We start from the raw sequence: 19,795 nt of genomic DNA on the forward strand, positions 1-19,795 counted from the left end.
AATAAAAGCGTCAGCTGCACAGCACGGCAGCTCTTGAGGGATCGAGGGCGATCAGCCCAGCCAGCAACGTCTCCATCTCCGGCTGTAGGCGGATCTTCTCTGCTTCACTGCGTCCGGCCTTCATGCGCAGCAGTTTCAGCCTTCTTGCCTTCACCTCAAACAGCAGGCCCGGCTCCCATTGCGTCAGGGTCAGGGTTGCCGACAGGCAATCCAGCTCCGCCAGCAGGTGCAGGGCCAGTTCGTTTTTGCCCGTCTGTTCGGCAATGCGCGCCATCAGTAAACGCAGCAGCCAGCGGCTGCGTGGCGTGGCGATCCCAGGACGGGCCTGCAACCAGGCCAGCGCCGCATCAGGACCGTCGCTGTCGGCCAGCGTGAGCGCTTCCGGCTCCAGGAGCAGAATATCGTCGTCGCCGGATACCCTCGCAGACGCGGCCGTAGTATTGTCCTGCCAGCCCGCAGGGTTATCCTTTACCTGCTGCTGGATCCAGTTGAGGGTCACTTCATCAGCGAACGGCGTGCCGTCGTTAAAAGCCAGCGTCTCCAGCCCCGGTAGACGCGAGAGCACGCCTTTTAGATCAGCCTGAATAATGGCGGCCTCGGCCTCCCGCCCGGATTTCACCAGCGCCTGGTGCAAATACCACTGCACGTCCAGCCATAGGTGATTAGCGCCGCGCGACAGCAGGCTGTCCGCCTCCTCCATCAGCTCACGCCAGCTCTGTTGCAGGTATAGCCGTTTCAGCTGGGCTCGCTGTTCCGGCTTGGGCGGTTCGATGCGGGTTTTACCGTCGGCTGAGAGCGGCGGGAGCTGATGCAGGGTGTCATGCCGGATATTTTTAATCAGCCGATGGGCGGCCAGCCAACCGTCCGGCTGGCTTCTCAGGTAGTCTGCCAGGGTACGTGCCTGGGTCAGCAGCTCCTGCCCTGATGCAATGCCCGCCAACGGCGGCACGCTGCCGAACGGGGGCGTGGTGTGGCTGCCCTCGCTGACGTTCTGTGGCACGACCGCATCCATACCGCCGGATTTCAACAGACGGGTTTCCAGCGCGCCATACAGAGCTCCGAGCTGCGGGGGATCGTCTGCTGCCATCTGTTCCACTGCTCGCTCAATCAGCCACAGCGCCCCGACAATGCGTCCGGCGTCGGTTTTGGTCACCTCCGGGTAGAGCAGCAGACTGTCCAGCATCCGGCTGCTGGCCAGCCACTCCAGCGCCGCTTTCCGGCTGCGCTCCCGCTGCGGATGGAGCCGTGTAGCAAAGCGCTGCATCAGGCCAGCCAGCAGTTCGAGTCCATCCGCCAGCCCCGCTTCCCCATCACGATGCAACCGCGCCCAGGTGTAATACGTCGCAACGCGGATATCCTTGCTGGTGGTGGTCAGCAGTTTTTCCGCGAGCTGGCAAATCAGCGCCGTGTCTGCGCCGGAGAGCTTGTTAACCTCCTCACGCATCTGCTGAAAATCGTCGTCATAGCCGGGATCGCCGCCGGTGGGATTGTCATCAGAGATGGGCTTCAGCCAGTTTTCCCACAGGGCAAGGCGGGACTGTGCCTCCTGCGCCTGCGCGTCTGCCCGTAGCTGACAGGCGGCCAGCAGGGAATCAACGGACGCCATTATTCACTCCTTTCATTTGCATCGAGTTCATTGTCATTCGTCCGTTTTGCGTTCAGCGTGTCTACGCTAAATATCTGCGCCGGAAGCGTGAAGTTGCGTAGCTTCAGCAGCGCCAGCGGGCCGTCACCAAGCTCCGTGCGCAGTAGCCACTGAAGCTGTCGGTTGTCCGGCGCGGTAAGGGTCAGACGGTACAGGCCGTTGCTCTCCTTTTGCCGCTTCATCCTCTCTAGCAGACGGATAACGCCCCAGGGACCGCTGTCGTTAGCAAACAGCCGTGCGCCTGCCGCCGTGGAGGTCCAGGTCAACATCGCACCCGGTTTGTTAACCACCCCCGGCCAGCGGAAGCTCTGCCAGTCGGCAAGCTGGTTGAAATAGTGCAGCGTCTGCCCGTCGAGGGTCAGCTGGGTCTCGACAATCTCCGGCATGGCCACGCCCTGCATCTCAAAACTGATGCCCTGGCTGCCGTCGGTAAACAGAATGTCAGATAACTCGCTCAGCTGATTAATCGCCCTGAGGAATGCCGGACTAAACGCCAGCCCCTGGCTGTGGGTGCTGTCTGCCACCCAGCTACTGCCCTCCCGGTGCAGCACACCACCCAGCTGGCTGGTAAGGAAACGGTCAATACGACCGCTGTCGCGACGGATAAATGCCGCCAGCATCGGCAGCGAGGCGTCATTTTTGCCTGCGGAAAAGGGATAGCGCCCGTCAAATGCCGCATGCCAGTTAGCGACAATAGAGCGCTGCCACGCCTCGTTCAGGCTAGCCGCTGAGGGCTGTAACACCGTCTCCCAGGCCTGGGTCAGGGGCTGGACAAACATTGTCTGTCCAAAACCACTCCACTCTTCGCCCAGGCTCGCCGCCATCAGGCTGCCGTATTCCCGGGTATCGGTGAGATCCACGCTTTTTCCCTGAAATACGGTCTGCGCCAGCTGCTGCATCATCGCCTGCGGATCGGGCGCGCTTGCCACCTGTTGAAGTCGGAGGCGCACGCGGGTCAGGCGGGTTAAATAGGTCTGTAAGCTGAGCGAACTGTCCGCCGCCATCACGTTTTGCGCGTTGTTTTTCCCCATCAGAGCAAGGAGTGGTCCGAACGTGCCGTCTAGGGGGCTGACAGGCCCGGCAGCCTGCTGGTCAATCACCGGTTTATCGCCCTTACCCAGCAGGTTTTTTGCCGACTTTACCAGCGAGTCAGATATTGCCTCTCTCTGCTGGCCGGTCTGCCCCTGGTACGCCAGGGTATTCATCAGGGCAATCAACGGCGACTGGCGAACATCGCTGGCCAGCGTTAACTGGTCGGTGACATCCGCAATAGTATGCGCCGGGTTAAGCCGGATACTGTTTAAGACGTTCAGCCACGCACCGGCGAAGTCGGCGAAATAGCGGTCCGTCAGGCGCTGCTTCAACGCCTCCGGGGAGACATCCCCTGAGACGCTTTTCCGGTTATCGCTCAGGACCCAGTCAATCTCGTCGCGCCGGGAGGCCACCGCTTTATCAATTGCATCCTGGATGCCGCCCTCCCATGCCTGGCGGGTAAACATTCCCGGCACCACCTCCCGGGTGGTAAAGAGACGGCTTGCATCGGTCTGCGGGGTCATATCCTCAAGGGTCATGTCGGCATAGTTTCGGCGCACCTGAGTGAGCATGGTCTCGTACAGAGTGCTCTCAGCATTACGCTGACCGATTTGCTCCAGTAACACCTGCCGCGCCTGCGTCACCAGCGCGGCATCCGGCGTTATTGTCCAGGCAGGCTGTGACGGCAGGTTCTGCATGTACCAGGCCCACAGATCGGGTGCGATACTCTGCCATATCGCCGAAGAGATGCCGTCACGGGCAGGCTGAGCGCCTGTCATTACCCGCGTGTAAAACGCCGCATCTGCTTTGTCCGGACGCGCCATCATCAGGTACGCTTTCAGCTGGTCATAACCGGCTTTTGCACGCCGTGCCCGTTGCGAACTGCGCGGCGGTAGGTTCGTCAGCGCCGTCAACTGCTGCGTGAGCGCCTGCACTGCCGCATCGCGTATCAAGCGGTTATTCGCCTGCGTGTACCAGGGCATCAGCGCAGCAAAAAGCTGCGCACTGTGGTCGAGACCGAAACGCTGATACCAGGGCGCGCCGTGCGCCTGCTGGCGCTGTAAACGTGCGAGATCGTTAAGCAGCACCTGCAAGGCCACCAGCTGCTCATCACTGACTACCGGATGGTTAACCAGCTGCTGCGCCCGTTCCGTGGCGGTCACAATATGCTGACGGTTAATGATAAAGGAGAGCAGGCTGCCCGCGCCCCACAGGACCACCAGCGTCAGCAGGGTAACGCCCAGCGTACGCTGCCACGGCATCCCTACCTGCACGCCGCGAGCTCGTTCACAGTCTGTCATCACCCCCTGCCACGCTGCCGGGGCGGACCAGCTGTGAGGGTGAAGCGCCTCATCCGTTACTTTTTCCCCTGCCTGCGCCGGGCTGAACATCAGGCCACGCAGCGGAATACGCTTTAGGTGCTCCGTCAGCCACGGCATCAGCAGCGCACGCCAGCAGGCAATGCCGCTCTCCTCAAGAGAGTGTCCCACCCGCAGCAGAAAATCATGGGTCGGGTTGGCGCACAGCTGTTGCATGCCCTGCTGACGCAGGGAGGGCAGAATGGCGCGAAGCTGCCGTTCAACCGTCTCTGGCGTGGCCCGCGCCGGAAACAGCACCCCCACCGTCTGGCTGGCACGGTTATCCTGGGGCCACAGCGTGTCGCATACCTGCCACAAATAGACCGGTGGCTGGTAGTGCAGCGCCTCTCCGAACTGTTCGAGCGTGCGAAGAGCATTGTCAAGCGTACCGGTGGTGGCCTGTGCCTCATCAAGCGCCAGCACAATGCCGTCCAGTGGACGGTTGCGGCGTAGCTTACGCAGGGCGTTCAGACGTTCGGCATCAGGTAAAGCAGACAGGCTGCCGCCGTAAATCAGCACCGTCCGATGCCCCTCCAGCCACTGTTTTTCAGCAAGGCCAGGGGCGATGGCGGCGATGTGTTTGTCCTCTCCACAGACCAGTAAAAGGCGGACTTTGTAGCGCCAGAGAGAGGTATAGCGGCGGCGGAGGTGTTTTTTTAGCAAAAAAAGAGGGGCATTTCCTTCCTGCGTATCAGCCACCGCGCCTGTTGAATAACTCTCCAGTGGGAGCACCGGCGTATCGTTTTTCAGGAAAGGAATAAGGAAAAAAATCAGCGTACACAGCGTACCGGTCAGAAAAACCGTCCCCAGTAACGCTATCCAGGATGCGTGTTCGCCTACGGTTGCAAAGAAAGGTGATAGCTGTGCCAACAAAAACAGCAGTGCCGACAAAACGGCAAGCACAAAGAGGGCTGCCCCAAGTATGTGTAAAAACCTTTTCATGGTGGATTATTCCTTTCGGGCCAGTCCGGCAGCCTGAATAAAGCGCGGGCGTTGCAGAGAAGCGAGGGTGCGGCGCAGAAGAAACACGCTTCCCGGCAGCGTAACGATCAGCGACAACAGCATACTGAGCACGCCGTACCAGGAAAAAAGCCAGCCTGTAGAAAAACGAGCTAAAGCACTGAAAGCCGCTATGTTGAGCAGTATCGCCAGGCAGAGTGACCCTGCTGGATAAGGCAGTGGAGAAAGCCTCACCTCTTCATCACGGATCACCGGCAGACTATTACCCACGACCATTGCGAAAGCCTGCTTATTATCCGCCTGTAATAGCCAGTGACTCCCCGGACCGTAATTGACCATCTCTGTTGCCGCAGCCATCATCAGCCATCCGGTCAGATAACCGTAATCTGCGCTGATTTTGGCAAAATCGATAATGCCAGCGGTGGCGATATCCGCATGCAGAGGCAGAGGTAGTTCATTTACCACCCGCCCCAGCGCCTGTGCAGATGATGCAGATAACCCGCTGTACCAGACCAGATGCTTTATCCCGGCTGGCTGCTGGGCGATATCGCGCAACTCGGCTAGCTCACGAGGTAACGCACTTGCATTCAGCGGCATGGCGCGAAATACTCGCACCGCATCCCGTCGTTCTGCGGGTTTCAGCATCGCCTCAGGGAACAACATCAGCGCACAGGCAAATTCAGGTAAATTTTCCTCCGGCTGGCGGTAATGCAATGCCAGCACCAGTACGGGAGTACGTGTAGTCTGTAAACGTCGATTCCAGCCATGACACAACAACTCGTCAGGCAAACACTGAATCGTTGGCGTCCACGGCAACCCTTCGGCGGCCCATAGGCGGGAAAAGGCCTCCTCTTCCCTCTCCTTATCCATAGAGGCCGTCTGTATCAGCACCGTCAACTGGCCGGAAGAATACCGCTGAATAAACGACGCTCTGCACTGCTGGATTAACTGCTGGCAGAGCTGCTCAAAACGGAAAATACCAGGGATCACAGGCTTATCTGTGGCCAGCGTCAGGGGAGAAACGTCATCCTGATGCTCGGTCACACCACCCGCCAGGCGGGGAAGCAGCTGAGGATCCGCAGTCAGTACCGCGTGCCGGACGACGCAAAGATGCTGGTGCGCATGATATTGCCAGGCCAGGCGCGTACCCTGACGCCAGTTATTCCAATTGCAAACCCAATAAGACTGGGTTTCCCACCATAATAGATACAACGTTATGGCCGCCGCGATACCTACCAGAGTATAGGCAGTCAGCGGTAGCCAGTAGCCGCTAGCAAGCGTGGGAAATCCGCCAGCAGGCGAATGCATCACCGCCTGAACCAGTGCGACAAATAGACCTGCGACAATGATTAACAGACAAATCCAGGGTGACCAGGCGGGGGCTTTATCCCTGGCGGGAATATTGGGTAAGGACCATCCCATTAATCAATCTCCATATCCGGCAGGCTGGCATACACCACCGAACCACAGGCGCTCTTACAGCCATGCACGACAATTCCTCTACCGTTTTCCTCATAGCTCATATCGCATTCCACGATCGGATTGGAACCGTGCTCTGGACAGGACACGGTGTCATTCAGCAGCGCCGCATTTTTCCCCATAATTTCAAACGTGGATGATGTAGAAATCACCCGACCACCGTGGGAGGTGGCATCGTTAAGGACTACAACACGTTTAGGCATATCCACTCTCTGTTAATGATGGCCCTGCTGAGCTTCCATTTTCTTCATCTCGGCCATCTCTTCCGGCCCGATGCATCCGGCGCTCTCGGCATCCACTTCCGCTGGCCTACTGTATTTCGGATGTTTGCCAGTGTGGAAATAGGGATCCGAATACTGCCAGTCCGCCATCCGGCGTAGCTGTTCGAGGAAGCTCTTATCGTTTGAACTTTCGCAGATGCCAATTGGCAGGTCGTACGCTACGACCTGTCTCATAAAAAAAGGATTTGAAGGAAGAGAACTGTGATCGCTGGGCTGGGAGACAAACATCCGCAGCCGGGCATCTTTTTCCGCACGGGTTTCCCGGCGACGATTCTGCCGCGCATCTTTTGAATTCTGCGGATACCAGCCCATGGTTCCTTTGTCCGTTACCCACTGCTCCGGGTACAGCGAGGCATACCAGCGGAAGGTGTTGTCATGCCAGGTCCTGTTACCATCCCTAGTGACTGAATATTGTCCCCAGCCGTAGCCCTCTTCACCGGTATTTTTCTCATTCTTTTTTTGCAACCCCACCCGGGTGGCATCAAACCCAACCATCTCCTTGGCAGTAATCGGTTTGGGAACTTTTTCGCCGTTGATGTACAGCGTCTGTTCAGGCGGCGGCGCATCATAGACGCCCAGCTGCCCGCCATCATCCCAGAACGGCGCTCCCGCTGGCGGGAGACGGCCAAAGGGTGTATCCTGGCGGGGCGTATCCCCACAGGACGTTTCGCGGGCCATCATCCGCTGGAACAGATGTCCCTGGTAAGTAACCAATAATCGGTTGGTTACCCCACACTCATCGTTGGGCAATCCCTGCCAGCCAATACTGAGCAGCGCGCTCATCCCCATCACCCGATCGTGGGCATTACAGTAGATCCATGTGCGTCCATGATTATCTCGCTCGGGTATACCGTTATCGGCCATGCCGGTGGGTTTCCAGCTCCTACCATCGGCATCTATACCCACTACCAAACGCCCATAGTCGGCTTCTGAGAGATGACCGGCCTGCTTTGCCACCTTTTCGACAATGGTGGCAAAGGTCTTCTGCCGCGCCCTGGTGGAAATACATTCCGCAAAAGGATACGAAAACCGATCTATGGCTTTATGTTCCATGGCATAGGGCGAGTTCATGACAAACAGGGCATCCGGCGCTTTATCCGCCAGCAGCGTTGCGGCCATAGCAATCATCGTGCCCTGACTGTGCGAAACCAGCGTCACCGTATCTTTCGGGTAAGTGCTGCGGATAGTATTCAACAAATCCGCCAGCCGCCGAGCGGCATGAGCGTAATAGTGGCGGGCAGGCGCATTGGCCAGCAGGCGATCCAGCTCGGTATTAACAAACTGAACACTGAACGGGATCGGCGTCTGTTTTAGCCATTTACTGAAACCCTGGTCGCTCCACAGCGATACCAGCTGGTTACAGCCGTTTTGGAACGGACCGCCCCCCCAGTACCATGGGCCGCGAGCAGCAATTTGTGCATCGGGCAGCTTCTGATATTTTTTCAGGTCGTGATAATCGTCGCCTGCCAGGTTACGCAGCGGGATCTGATACTGATCTTCGTCACCTGGTTCTGCGCTATATCCCCAGTAAAAACGGATCACCGGAGAACGACTGGCATCAAGATTAGCTACTTCCCGGAGCTGATTTTCACCCGTCTGATAAATATTAGGAGCTAATAACATATTCTCCGGTAGATATAACCTTTTATTTAAACCTATACATAAGTTTTTTTCAGCCGAATCATACCATTCACCTTCAGAATTGACCCCATGAACAAAAATAATCAGCCCTGGAAATTGAATCGGATGATAGCAGGCAGAACGTACTTTGATATTTTTATACGAACACTTTCCCTGCCAGCTTGGTTTACCATTATCATCAATACTCATTGGCGCATCGCGTAAGGGCTCTGACTGTAGTTTATTCATATTGAGGGATCCCTGTGGCATCCGTAGCATAAACCTGTTCCGGTGTTACGCTGACATTCGTGGGCCTTATTGACATGTCGCAGGTAAAGCGTATAGCACCTGATGGCGTCTTTACTCTCTCTGGTATTTTTACATCATAGTAATCTTCATTACCAGAAAATGGCAGTTTATAATCCACAACTTCAAAATGCTTGCTAAAGGGTGGGGAGCCTTTAAGATAAACATCATTATCATTGATAAAAACAGTAAGATCGTCTCCTCGGTAATAGTCAGTTGACAAATATATATTCATCTTATAACCATTATTAGAGTGATACAAATAAACACCGTTATTTAACTCTCTATCGCTATAACTATGATGCACCTCTGGATAAGCTATCACATTAGGTGAAGCAGCATAAACAACCCCTCCCTTCCAAAATAACGTAGGGTTCGGTTCGAGAATAGAGTTACTATCCGAGCCACCATTGATATACTCTTTTATGTTTTTATTCGTATCATGGTAATAAACAATGCCCCCATGATCGCAATCCTTATAATTCTCCAATGTGAAAAACCGATGATCGTCAATCCGGTAAATAACCTGCGGTGGTACATCGAAAAGGTAATATTTGAAATCATTGCCAACACCTTTTGCCTCCATCGCCCCCGATGCAGCGCCGAAAGCGGCCCCTGATGTTACGATACATCCAGAAAGCGAAAAGCAAGACAGCAGCAGTCCACATATCCCTACAGCCCATCTTAAATTACTGGCGGAGCGTACTTTAATGTTTTTATACGAGCACATCCCCCGCCAGCTTGGTTTACCATTATCATCAATACTTATCGGCGCATCACGTAGGGGTTCTGGTTGTGTATTACTCATGATGAGGGATTCCTTTGGCATCAGTAGCATAAACCTGTTCCGGTGTTACGCTGACGTTAGTGGGCCTTATTGACATATCGCAGGTAAAACGTATAGCGCCAGAAGGTGTATGGTCATTAGGCCATTTTTCACCCTCAGCCGATCTTGGTTGATCCATTGATGTACCCATAGAATCTATTTTCTTTGCAGGCAAAGAATATGATAAATTTAACGAACCACGAGATTTAATATAAACATTATCATCTGTAACTACCAAGATCGTTCTAAATCCAGGATCGGTATCTCCAGCCACTTTTATTTCCCCATATTTTCCATTTATTTTATAGGTTAAAAAAACACCACTATGCGTATCCCTGTCGCTCATGAGCGGATAACGACTCATAAATGCCAGCACTTTATCTGAAGCAGCATAAATAAACTGCCCCTTCCACGACATCATCGGATTCGCTGTTAAAATAGAGTTACTGTCCGAGCCACCATTAATATACTCTTTTATATTTTTATTCGTATCATGGTAATAAACAATGCCTCCATGATCGCAATCCTTATAGTTCTCCAGCGTAAAAAATCGATGATCGTCAATCCGGTAAATAACCTGCGGCGGGACATCGAAAAGGTAATATTTGAAATCATTGCCAACACCTTTTGCCTCCATCGCCCCCGATGCAGCGCCGAAGGCGGCACCTGATGTTACGATACATCCGGAGAGAGAAAAGCATGACAGTATGATCCCCGATATTCCTACGAGGCGAAAAATCGCCTCTTTAATAGAATTCATTCTTAATCCTCTTTAAGCAGTTCAAAAATAACATCGTCCAGAGTCTTCCCCTGAATCAGAGGCGTTTTTCCATAGGAATCAGTTACACCTTCCTGCACAGATCCATCCGGCAACGTAAGGCGAAACCGCCTGTTGGCGATGGGTTCTTTGCTAACAGGATGTAATAATGCAAACCGCTCATCAAAGCTCCCGGCTTCAAACGTCTTCATTACTCCCTGCATATTTGCGGTTCCCTGTTTGGATATGCCCTGGTTTTTCACCAGCAGCTTACCCGGACCGCCAGTCTCCACGTTTCCGCCCTTAATTTTGATGTACCCGCCCCCGCATATCAGCGTCAGCTCATCCTGGGCGGTTATGACCAGTTTTTTACCGCTGGTGATATGCGTGTCCTGCGTTGACCAGGTGGTGATAGCTCCCCCCTGCGCCTGAATATCAATATCGCCCTGCGAGGCAAACCACTTCCCACCCTGCTGGCTCCAGAGGCCGATCTGTTTTCCCGCTGCCAGGGTGAAATCTTTCTGCGCCCCGATATCCAGCTGCTTACCGGCGACCAGCGTCATATTTTCCTGCGCCGACAGCAGCATATCGTCGCCGCTTGCCAGCGCCACACCCTGCGGAGCCGTGCCCAGCAGCACCGCCTGCTGAAGCCGGTCGAGCTTCTTTTGCAACAGCCTCTGCTGACGTCCGACATCTGCTGCCAGCGCCTGTGCCTGCTGCGCGCTGGCCGCCAGCGACTGCATCTCCACCAGCGCCGCTGAAAGCCGTGACAGCGCCGGCTCCATCGCCAGCTGTTGCCCCTGTGCCTTCGGCTGTCCGTCGGCGGTCATGAATATGCCCTTTCCGGCACGAATGGCCCCGTAGCTGTCCGTACGCAGCTCTACCCCCTCGCCGCGCTGATTCCTTTCGCTGTCCACCAGGTGCCCGAGGTTAAGCTGGCTCTTGCCGCCGTACTCGGTGCTGATCTTCACGTGCTCCTTTCCGCGCGTGTCGTCGAGGCGGATCTTGTTATTCGCCGGGGTTCTCAGCACGTTGCGCTTGTAGTTATAGATAGTCACATGATCCGGGTGCGCCGAGTCGTGCAGAACGCCGGCGATATAGGGCCGGTCCGGATCGCCGTGCTCAAAGGCTATCGCCACCTCGGTGCCCGCCAGCAGCGGCAGGTGCAGACCGTAAGTGTCCCCGGCATACGGCCGGGACTGGCGCACCCACAGGCTCTCTTCACCCGGAGACCAGCGATCGCGGTCAAACAGCAGGCTGACGCGGTAGCGCCCGTCGCGATCGATATGGCCATAGATATCGTTGGTTTTCGTGCTGGTCACTCTCGCCGGAAGCGTCCCCGCCATCACGGGTTTAGCGATGGTGGCCGGGCGGAAACAGTAACGCTCTGAGAACGGGATAGCGTGAAAGGTGACCTCAAAGCTGCGGTCACGCCGGGCGCGGCTGTGAATGCGGGTGATCACCACCCCCTGACGGAAGGTATCAGCTACCTCCTCGCCGCCGGTCACCTTCAGCTCCTGGCCGGGGGCCAGCGTCGCGCAGGTGGTTTCGCCGTTCAGCTGCACCTGACCGTTCAGGTAACGCTCGTGGCGGATACGGGCGTAAAACGCCCCGCTCTCCGGCTCCGGGTCACGCTGGTCGCTGTTGCCCGGCGTCAGGTAGTTGTCCCCCCAGTGATACGCCTCGCCGCAGGTGGTGCTGTCGCCCGGCGACACATCCGTGCTGAGGTTCATGTCCTCCGGCGCGTTGCGGTAGTTATAGCTGCGGGTAAAGACTGACTTCTCCACCACGTGATGATGGCTTTTCAGCGCCCACACCGACTCGGTGCCGCTGTCATGCTGCCCGGAGGGCGGAACCGACGGCAGCGTCAGCCCCTGTTCGACATAGCGCTGGTCATCGTAAAACGCCACCACGTCAATACTGAGCCGGGTGTCTGCCGTGATGCTGTACCAGATCCCCACCTCCGCCAGCAGGCGGGAGATAAAGGTCAGGTCATCCTCGTTGTACTGCATCACCTGCTCACGGCGCGGATACTCATTTGCCAGGGTGAAAACAAAGTCCTCCCCGCGCATGTCGTGGCGGGTGCGCAGGATGTGGTCCACAATATCTGGCACCGACATATCCTGGTAAATCCGGTTCTGGTGGCTTCTTGAGAGCAGGGCCAGCCGCGGCTGCAGCGTCAGGCAATAGCGCGTTTCATCCCTTGAGGTGGAGAGACGTTCAAAACCGGTAACTGTTCCCTGGAGGGTGCGTACCGGCTGCTGAACCCCGATCCCGAAACCCTGATCAACCGGAGCCTGCAGGGTCAGCGACGCGTCCTGCATCAGCATCTGCTGCGGCGTGATGGTCTTATCCGGGCTGGTGAATTCAATGGTGTAGCAGAACGGTTCACTCAGCGCTTCCTGACCTTCAAAGCAGAGTACATCCAGCAGCGACTGACAGCCGCGCACCTTCAGCAGGTTATGGCTGTGGCTGAACAGCGGGGAGGTCGCGTCACTCATGGTTTATTTCCCCTTCGTCCAGATCCAGCCCAATTCCCGCCTCCTCACTCCAGCTCAGCGTCAGCCGCTGCGGCTTCTGTCCCGCCGCCATACGACTTAACAGCTGCTGGCTCAGCACCGGCAGGATCTGCTGATTAAGGAGGCTGTCGATGTTGCGCGCCCCGGTATCCGGCAGCAGGCAGGCACTGGTCAGGGCGTCATACAGGCTCTCGTCGATAGCCGTTGTCATGCCGTAATGGCGGGCCAGCCGCTGGCTGACCTGATCAAGCTTCATCCCCACGATGGTGCGCATCGCCTGCTGCCCCAGCGGGCGGTAGATCACGGTCTGGAAGCGGGCCAGCAGCGCGGGCTGGAAGTGATCCCGCAGTATGGGGCGCAGCAGTTCGTGCAGGTCGACATCGGTGGCGTCCGGCTGGTCATCCAGCAGTTGCATGATGTGGTCACTGCCGAGGTTGGCGGTCATCAGGATCACCGTGTTACGGAAGTCAATCTCCCGCCCTTCACCGTCGCGCATAAAGCAGCGATCGAAGACCTGGTAGAAGAGGTTCATCACGTCCCGGTGCGCCTTCTCCACTTCATCGAGCAGCACCACGCTGTAGGGACGCCTGCGCACCGCTTCAGTCAGGATGCCGCCCTGCCCGTAGCCAACGTAGCCCGGGGGCGAGCCTTTCAGCTGCGAGACAGTGTGCGGCTCCTGGTACTCGGAAAGGTTAATAGTGATAAGGGACTTCTCGCCGCCGAACAGCGCATCCGCCAGCGCCAGCGCGGTTTCGGTTTTGCCGGTTCCGCTCGGGCCGACCAGCAGGAACACGCCCTGCGGCCCGTTCTCTGGTGCAAGCCCGGTTTTGGCGGCACGCAGGCGTTGCGCGATGGCGTTCAGCGCCGCCTCCTGTCCGACCACCCGTTTTTCGAGTGCGGCTTCAAGGCTCAGCAGCTCCGTCTGCTCATCCTTCATTAATGAGGAGAGCGGCACGCCGGTCCAGTCAGCGATAACCGTGGCAACGGTGCGCACGCCGACGTCCACCTCCAGCAAAGGATTATTTTGCTGAACTTCAGCAAGCTGGTGCCGCAGAGCGGCAAGCTCCCTCTGGCGGGAGATATCTGCGCGGCAGGCCAGCAGCTGTTCGGAGAGTGCCAGCTCCTGACCGTACTGCGTCTCCAGCGCGTCGAGCTGCAGGATGATGCTCACCTCTTCTTTATCGATAGCCTCCAGCCGCTCGCCGTGCGGGCCGTTCCCCACCGCCAGATCCTCCAGCAGCGCCTGCTTTTCCAGCTCCAGCGCGGTGATGGCGGATTTCATGCGGGTCAGTGGCTCAGGCACGGTATCGAGATTCATGCGCACGCGGGCGGCGGCGGTATCGAGGAGATCCACGGCTTTATCCGGCAGCTGACGTCCGGTGAGGTAGCGCCGGGAGAGCGTGACGGCGGCACGCACCGCGTCGTCAGTGATATGCACCCCGTGATGCTGCGCGTAGCGGGTTTTCAGGCCACGGAGCATCAGACAGGCGGTGTCGTCATCCGGCTCGTCCACTTTCACCATCTGAAAGCGGCGCTCCAGCGCGGCATCGCGCTCAAAGTACTGCTTGTACTCGCTCCAGGTGGTGGCGGCGATGGTGCGCAGCTCGCCCCGCGCCAGGGCGGGTTTCAGCAGGTTGGCGGCGTCCGCACCGCCCGCCTGATTGCCTGCCCCGATAATGGTGTGCGCCTCGTCGATAAACAGCAGCACCGGCGTGGACGACTGCTGCACCGCATCGATGATGTTTTTCAGCCGCTGCTCGAATTCGCCTTTCACGCCCGCGCCAGCCTGGAGCAGGCCCAGATCCAGCGTGCGCAGGCTGACGGCCTTCAGGCTCTCCGGTACGTTGCCTTCGGCAATGCGCAGCGCCAGCCCTTCCACCAGCGCGGTTTTGCCCACGCCAGGCTCGCCGACGAGGATAGGATTGTTTTTGCGGCGTCTGGAGAGGATATCCACCATCTGACGGATCTCCGTATCGCGGCCATACACCGGATCGATGTGACCCTCGCGCGCCCTGGCGGTGACGTCGAGGGTGAACCTGTCCAGCACGTTCTGTAACGCCGGGTTCAGCTCCCCGTCATGATCTAGCGCCAGCTCCGCTTCCTGCTGAACGTCCGGGCGCTCATCGGACTGCGCATCGAGCAGCGGACGCAGGCGTTCCAGCTGGCTCTGGCCCAGAGTCAGCAGCGGCCACAGGCCGTCACAGCGCGCCAGTTTCGGTTTATCCACCAGGGCCATCAGCAGATGGACGCTGCGAATGCATTCTTCACCTGCCAGCGAGGCCCGCAGCCAGGCGTCCTGCATTAGCGTCTGCGTGCTCTCAGCCAGCTGCGGACGACTGCGCACGGAGCGCGGCAGCGCATTCAGCCAGCCGAGTAAGTCCTGCCACAGGGCATCCATATCCCACTCATAGCGACGCGCCAGCACGGTGAGGTCGCCCTCCCCCTGCTCCAGCAGTTTCAGCAGCCAGTGCTCCGGCAGAATGTCCGCGTGTGCCCGGGTCTGGCACAGGGAGGCGGCTCCCTCCATCGCACGGGCGCAGTAGGGGTTGAGACGACGCAGCAGAACGGCGGGATTTTCCATGACTCTCTCTCTTTATCAGTTCCTGGACACGCTACCGCCCATCGCTGTTTCCTGTTGTCCAGGAGACCAAAGCGCACGAGGTCGGTCGCGGATTGTGTTTTTGTTTGCTCAGCAGCCCACAGCTGGCCGCTCAGAAAACAAAAACAGCAGACGGAAAACCGTCTGCCGGGGGGGTTATGCAGTAGCGCGTTCGTTCCAGGAATCGGAATGAATGATGTTGCCGTCCTTATAGGTCCAGGTGATTTTTTCGTAACGCAGCTCGATCTGTTCCAGGTGGTTGTGCTTCTCTTTGGCAGGATCTTTGATGTCGTGCATCAGCGGGTTCACTTTCACCACCTTCACGTTCTCCAGTTTGGTGTTGAAGTACTCCACCTCCTGGCCCGCGTCGTTGATCTTGTACCACTTGAACTCGGCCGATTTCAGGGTCTGCCCGGTGGTCACCGCCTTGTAGAGGTAGGGGCTGGAGGAGTCGATCTCCTTGGTGAATTTGAACGGCGTGTGGATGCGCGTGCCGGTCAGCCTGCCGGTGTTGTTGTCGGTGGGGATGTAGAGATCGTGCTCCTGGGCGACAACTTCGATGCTGCCTTCACGATCCTTCACATCGACGGAACCCTTGATGTCCGCACCGCCGTCGTCTTTCAGCCACAGATAAACTGGAATTGCCATTGTGTATCTCCACTTATTGTTTATTAGCGTCACCCTGCTGGGGTGACAAAGGGGTTTTGCCCGGCATCCGGCAGGCATTGGCCTGCGGCACCAGACTGATGTCGACACGTCGGTTGAGCGCGCGGCCTTCCGGCGTGTCATTGGTTGCGACCGGGCGGCTTTCGCCATAGCCCTGCACCGCAAAACAGCTCTCCGGCACGCTGCCCGTGTCACGCATCCAGTTGCGGACTGACTCGGCGCGTTGCAGAGAGAGGCTCTGGTTAGATTTTTCATCCCCGGTGCTGTCGGTATGGCCTGCGACCACGATCAGCCAGCCGGGCCTGGCCTTAATACCCACCAGCGCATTCACCAGCACCTTTGTGGATCCGGGTTTCAACTGCCATTGGCCGGTAGCAAACAGCGACATGCTGTCGAGACGTACCGTCTGCGGCCCCTGGATCACCTTGTTGATCACGGGCGGCTGTGGAGGCGGTGGCGGAACGTATGTCTGAATGGCAGCCAGCACCGCAGGGCGCAGCTGCTCCCCCCGATACAGCCCCAGCCCGTAGCGCAGCGGCTCACCGTTGCGAGACCAGTTATTGAGCAACGCCACATCATTACGGAGCCGTGCCACCGCCCTGGCTTTTGGCACGGTGTCCGTCATCCCAATTCGGTAATAGCTCGAGACATCAAAGGCGAGCCGATGCAGCAGCTGACGGTTGTTCCATGCGCTGCTGCACAGAGCGACCAGTACGGCCAGAGTGAAGAGAGAGAACGCCCGGCGCTGCGTCCGGTTACGCGGCGTTGTGCCGCCACCCTGCGGCAGCAGCGGCAGAATACAATCCGGGAGTGGTGCATCGTCTGGCGATAACGTACCCGGCTGCCAGCCCGGCAGCTGATTGAGAGTGGTATGACGCGCCAGCCAGCGAGACCAGAGAGAGTCTGCCAACGCAGGCACAGCGGACGACGGAGCCTGGTGGTAGAGCACCATTGCTGGCACCGCAGGCGGCATGTCCGGCGAGTTCGCCGTCAGCGCCGGTAACACCGCCTCTGCCATATAGCGGGCTTGCGCGTTCACCCTCACCTGCGCCCGCAGGCGGGAGGCGCTATCGCCCTGCGAAAGCCAGTGGGCAAGGCTGTTCGGGGCGCGATCTGCCTGCCAGACCTGAGGCGCGTTTCCCGCCCGAACGGACTGCCACAGCGTCTCAGCGACAGACGCCCCCGCGACGGTGCTGGCCAGCAGGAGCGGCACCGTGCGCCGGGTATCACGCCGCACCTGCGCAAGCTGCCAGCGCAGCTCATGCAGGCGGGTGATGAGCATTGCCTCATCGTCATGCTGCTGCGGACGGACAACGATCATCACGGCCAGTTGCGCAACCAGCTCCGGGCGTTGCCAGAGCAGATGGCGTACCGTCTGCCGCAGTTGTGCTGTGGACACCTTCAGCCAGCAACCCTGCGCGGTACGATACAATGATCCCTCGCCCGGCCAGTCCAACGTGTCGCCGCAAACCAGCACCACCGGCAGGCGGTACGGCGCTTCCGGCAGATCGTTCAGTTCACCCTCACCTTCCGCCAAACCGCCCGAACGGTGACCAGCAGAAACCAGAGCGGCAATAACGACAATCATTGTCAGCAGAATGGCAAAACCGCGTTCACCGGCTGTCAGCGGCAGGAACAGCAGGCACAGCAGCGCCACGAGCAAACCGCCCCACAGCCATAACAGGCGCTGCTGGCGAACGCTCATTTTCCAGCCCCCGGCAGCAGGGATGTTACCAGTCCGTCAAGCCAGTGATTTAGCCCCAGCCACAGCGCCGCCACCACAATGGCGGACAGGCCGATGCACACTGGCCAGTGGCGTAACCGCTCACGCACGCCGCAGCCGCCGGAAACCGTGGCCAGAAGCGGTACGTTTGACGAAAAAACCGACGGCGGGACGCGCTCGGCCAGCGCCCGGACAATCTGCTCACGGGCCGGGTCGTTCAGCGTGGCAAAGCTGCCCTTAAACCCCAGCGCCAGCACCCGATGGAAGCAGGTCAGCACCGCGCTGTCCGGCGCAGGCTCGCGCAAAACCTGGCGTATCCGTTCGTACAGCGCATCCCCGGCGTCCATGGTGCCGAAGTAGTTGGCCTGTAGCGGACGGTCGTACCAGACGATACAGGCATCATCCTCACCTTCTCGTCCCTTGGCGGTTTCATCCAGCAGTGCGCACCAGGCATAGAGAATATGCTGGCGATCGGCCTCGCTCATTCCGGCCTGCTCCAGCTGCACCATTACCTGGGTAATATCCTCCACGCAGCGCTGCCAGAGCATCTCCCCTTCGCCTTCCGCCAGCACGGCTCCGTAACGCAGCTCGGTGACGATCAGCCAGGTGTTCTCCAGCAGGGCGTCAATATCAATATCCTTTTTCATGAACGCAGCACCGCCCAGAGTTCAAGCTCCGGCTCGCCCAGCAGGCCGGAGACGTAAAACACGCAGCTTCCTTCCGCCAGCATGGCCTGCGCTGCCGGATGGGCCATATCAAGGTTGAAATACTGATTTTCCAGACGCAGCGGGATCGCCGCCGGAACATGGCTCATCGCCCGCAGCGGGACGCCGGGCCGCGAGCCATTGACCACTCTGTCCACTTCATCCGGGCTGCCCACTTTGCACTGCTGCGGAAACAGCTCCAGCAGCTGCGCCACCGGTAAGGTGGAACGGACTGAGAGATAAAAATCAGCATCCTCGCGCAGCCTGAGATCGTGCAGGCGGGCATGCCAGCGTTTGCGCCGCCCATCCTTAACCATCTCAATTGCCACTACCCTTGATGGCAGGCTGGCCTCCAGCAGCACGCCGAGCAGGTCAAACAGCGGTGGGAATACCACCGTTAACTGCTCGTGACGGTAAACCGGAATATCAGCCGTGGTATGCTCAAGAGAAAAGGTCAGCAGGCTACCGGCCAGCCCCGCCAGCACCTCATAGAGGCGCTCGGGATGAACCTGCGGATGGCGCACAAAATGACTCAGCACCGGCTCCGCATGGTTCAGGGCATTCAGCAGCCAGAACAGCGACACGTCCGCCACCGCAAAATCCGCCATCCGCTCGTTGCTCTCTCGGCGCATCGCCATCAGTCGATGCAGGCGAATGCGCAGCTGACTCAGTAACTGCTCCAGCCGATCCAGCAGCCAGCGGCTGGCCTGGACGCTCAACAGCGGTGGAATAAAGGCGCTGTCCTGCAACCAGTTGCCCTGATTGTCACGAAACAAGCGGGCCACGGAGACCGTCTGGTAGCTAGCGTTATCCTCGTCCGCCGCGCGCAGCGTCAGTTCCGGCAGCATCACCGCTATTTGGCGGCTGTCGTCACCATAGCGGTTACGCACCTCCCGCCAGCCAAGTCGCCAGCGCACCGGGCGCTCTGGTTTCTCTTCCGGACGCAGGCAGTTGCCGCCATTTTCATGCTCATGCGGCAACGCCAGCACTACCGTCAGCTCGCTGCGTTCGGGAAGCACAAGCACCGGCGGCAAGGGATCCGCATTATCAGTATCGATAAGGGTGCCGTCGGCAAAACGCACAGACAGGTGGCTGGCTTTCAACCGCCCCTGCGCCAGCAGAGAGGCGTCAAACTCCACATGCTGTACTCCCCACGGATTCAGCGCCCCCATCCGGGCGATACTCTCTGCGGACCAGGCGGTAAGCGCCGCCTGATGCTGAAAATGCTGCGGCGAGATCATCTGTCCCCTTGCCCATAGCGGTCGTTCTGTCTTCATCGCACCTCCTGTGCGTTACGCTTTCGCCTTCGGCATCTGAGAA

Annotated in this window: 13 protein-coding genes; all 13 read right to left on the reverse strand. The window is 58.3% G+C overall.

Annotated elements, in window-relative coordinates; all coding sequences use genetic code 11:
* Positions 1 to 10 precede the first annotated feature (10 nt).
* Positions 11 to 1,606 (reverse strand): type VI secretion system protein TssA, encoded by a 1,596-nt coding sequence (gene tssA / locus EV102420_RS16410; RefSeq protein WP_042393835.1) that lies wholly within the window; start codon positions 1,604 to 1,606, stop codon positions 11 to 13.
* Complete coding sequence (locus tag EV102420_RS16415) at positions 1,606 to 4,977, reverse strand: ImcF-related family protein (RefSeq protein ID WP_042393838.1); 3,372 nt, start codon at positions 4,975 to 4,977, stop codon at positions 1,606 to 1,608. Before EV102420_RS16415 ends, tssA begins: the two co-directional genes overlap by 1 nt.
* Before the next feature lie 6 nt (positions 4,978 to 4,983).
* Positions 4,984 to 6,417 (reverse strand): KPHS_23130 family T6SS system protein, encoded by a 1,434-nt coding sequence (locus EV102420_RS16420; RefSeq protein WP_042393840.1) that lies wholly within the window; start codon positions 6,415 to 6,417, stop codon positions 4,984 to 4,986.
* The gene (locus tag EV102420_RS16425) at positions 6,417 to 6,677 is read right to left on the reverse strand and encodes a PAAR domain-containing protein (RefSeq protein WP_042393844.1); all 261 of its coding nucleotides are present in this window, start codon (positions 6,675 to 6,677) and stop codon (positions 6,417 to 6,419) included. The genes EV102420_RS16420 and EV102420_RS16425 overlap by 1 nt, the downstream gene beginning before the upstream one ends.
* 12 nt (positions 6,678 to 6,689) lie before the next feature.
* Complete coding sequence (locus tag EV102420_RS16430; protein WP_042393847.1) at positions 6,690 to 8,624, reverse strand: T6SS effector phospholipase Tle3 domain-containing protein; 1,935 nt, start codon at positions 8,622 to 8,624, stop codon at positions 6,690 to 6,692.
* A complete protein-coding gene (locus tag EV102420_RS16435; RefSeq protein WP_131406020.1) occupies positions 8,617 to 9,489 on the reverse strand; it encodes a T6SS immunity protein Tli3 family protein in 873 nt (290 codons plus the stop codon). Before EV102420_RS16435 ends, EV102420_RS16430 begins: the two co-directional genes overlap by 8 nt.
* The gene (locus EV102420_RS16440; protein WP_042393855.1) at positions 9,482 to 10,267 is read right to left on the reverse strand and encodes a T6SS immunity protein Tli3 family protein; all 786 of its coding nucleotides are present in this window, start codon (positions 10,265 to 10,267) and stop codon (positions 9,482 to 9,484) included. The genes EV102420_RS16435 and EV102420_RS16440 overlap by 8 nt, the downstream gene beginning before the upstream one ends.
* A gap of 2 nt (positions 10,268 to 10,269) precedes the next feature.
* Positions 10,270 to 12,765 (reverse strand): type VI secretion system Vgr family protein, encoded by a 2,496-nt coding sequence (locus tag EV102420_RS16445; RefSeq protein WP_042393857.1) that lies wholly within the window; start codon positions 12,763 to 12,765, stop codon positions 10,270 to 10,272.
* A complete protein-coding gene (gene tssH, locus EV102420_RS16450) occupies positions 12,758 to 15,364 on the reverse strand; it encodes a type VI secretion system ATPase TssH (RefSeq protein ID WP_042393860.1) in 2,607 nt (868 codons plus the stop codon). Before tssH ends, EV102420_RS16445 begins: the two co-directional genes overlap by 8 nt.
* A gap of 174 nt (positions 15,365 to 15,538) precedes the next feature.
* A complete protein-coding gene (gene hcp, locus EV102420_RS16455; RefSeq protein ID WP_042393865.1) occupies positions 15,539 to 16,030 on the reverse strand; it encodes a type VI secretion system effector Hcp in 492 nt (163 codons plus the stop codon).
* A 13-nt stretch (positions 16,031 to 16,043) separates the two neighbouring features.
* Positions 16,044 to 17,753 carry an OmpA family protein gene (locus tag EV102420_RS16460; RefSeq protein ID WP_042393868.1) on the reverse strand — a complete coding sequence of 570 codons (1,710 nt, stop codon included), beginning with the start codon at positions 17,751 to 17,753 and terminating at the stop codon, positions 16,044 to 16,046.
* Complete coding sequence (tssL, locus tag EV102420_RS16465; protein WP_042393871.1) at positions 17,750 to 18,418, reverse strand: type VI secretion system protein TssL, short form; 669 nt, start codon at positions 18,416 to 18,418, stop codon at positions 17,750 to 17,752. Before tssL ends, EV102420_RS16460 begins: the two co-directional genes overlap by 4 nt.
* A complete protein-coding gene (gene tssK / locus EV102420_RS16470) occupies positions 18,415 to 19,752 on the reverse strand; it encodes a type VI secretion system baseplate subunit TssK (RefSeq protein ID WP_042393874.1) in 1,338 nt (445 codons plus the stop codon). Before tssK ends, tssL begins: the two co-directional genes overlap by 4 nt.
* Between the last annotated feature and the right edge of the window lie 43 nt (positions 19,753 to 19,795).

This window comes from Pseudescherichia vulneris NBRC 102420 (genome assembly GCF_000759795.1).
Lineage (GTDB): Bacteria > Pseudomonadota > Gammaproteobacteria > Enterobacterales > Enterobacteriaceae > Pseudescherichia > Pseudescherichia vulneris.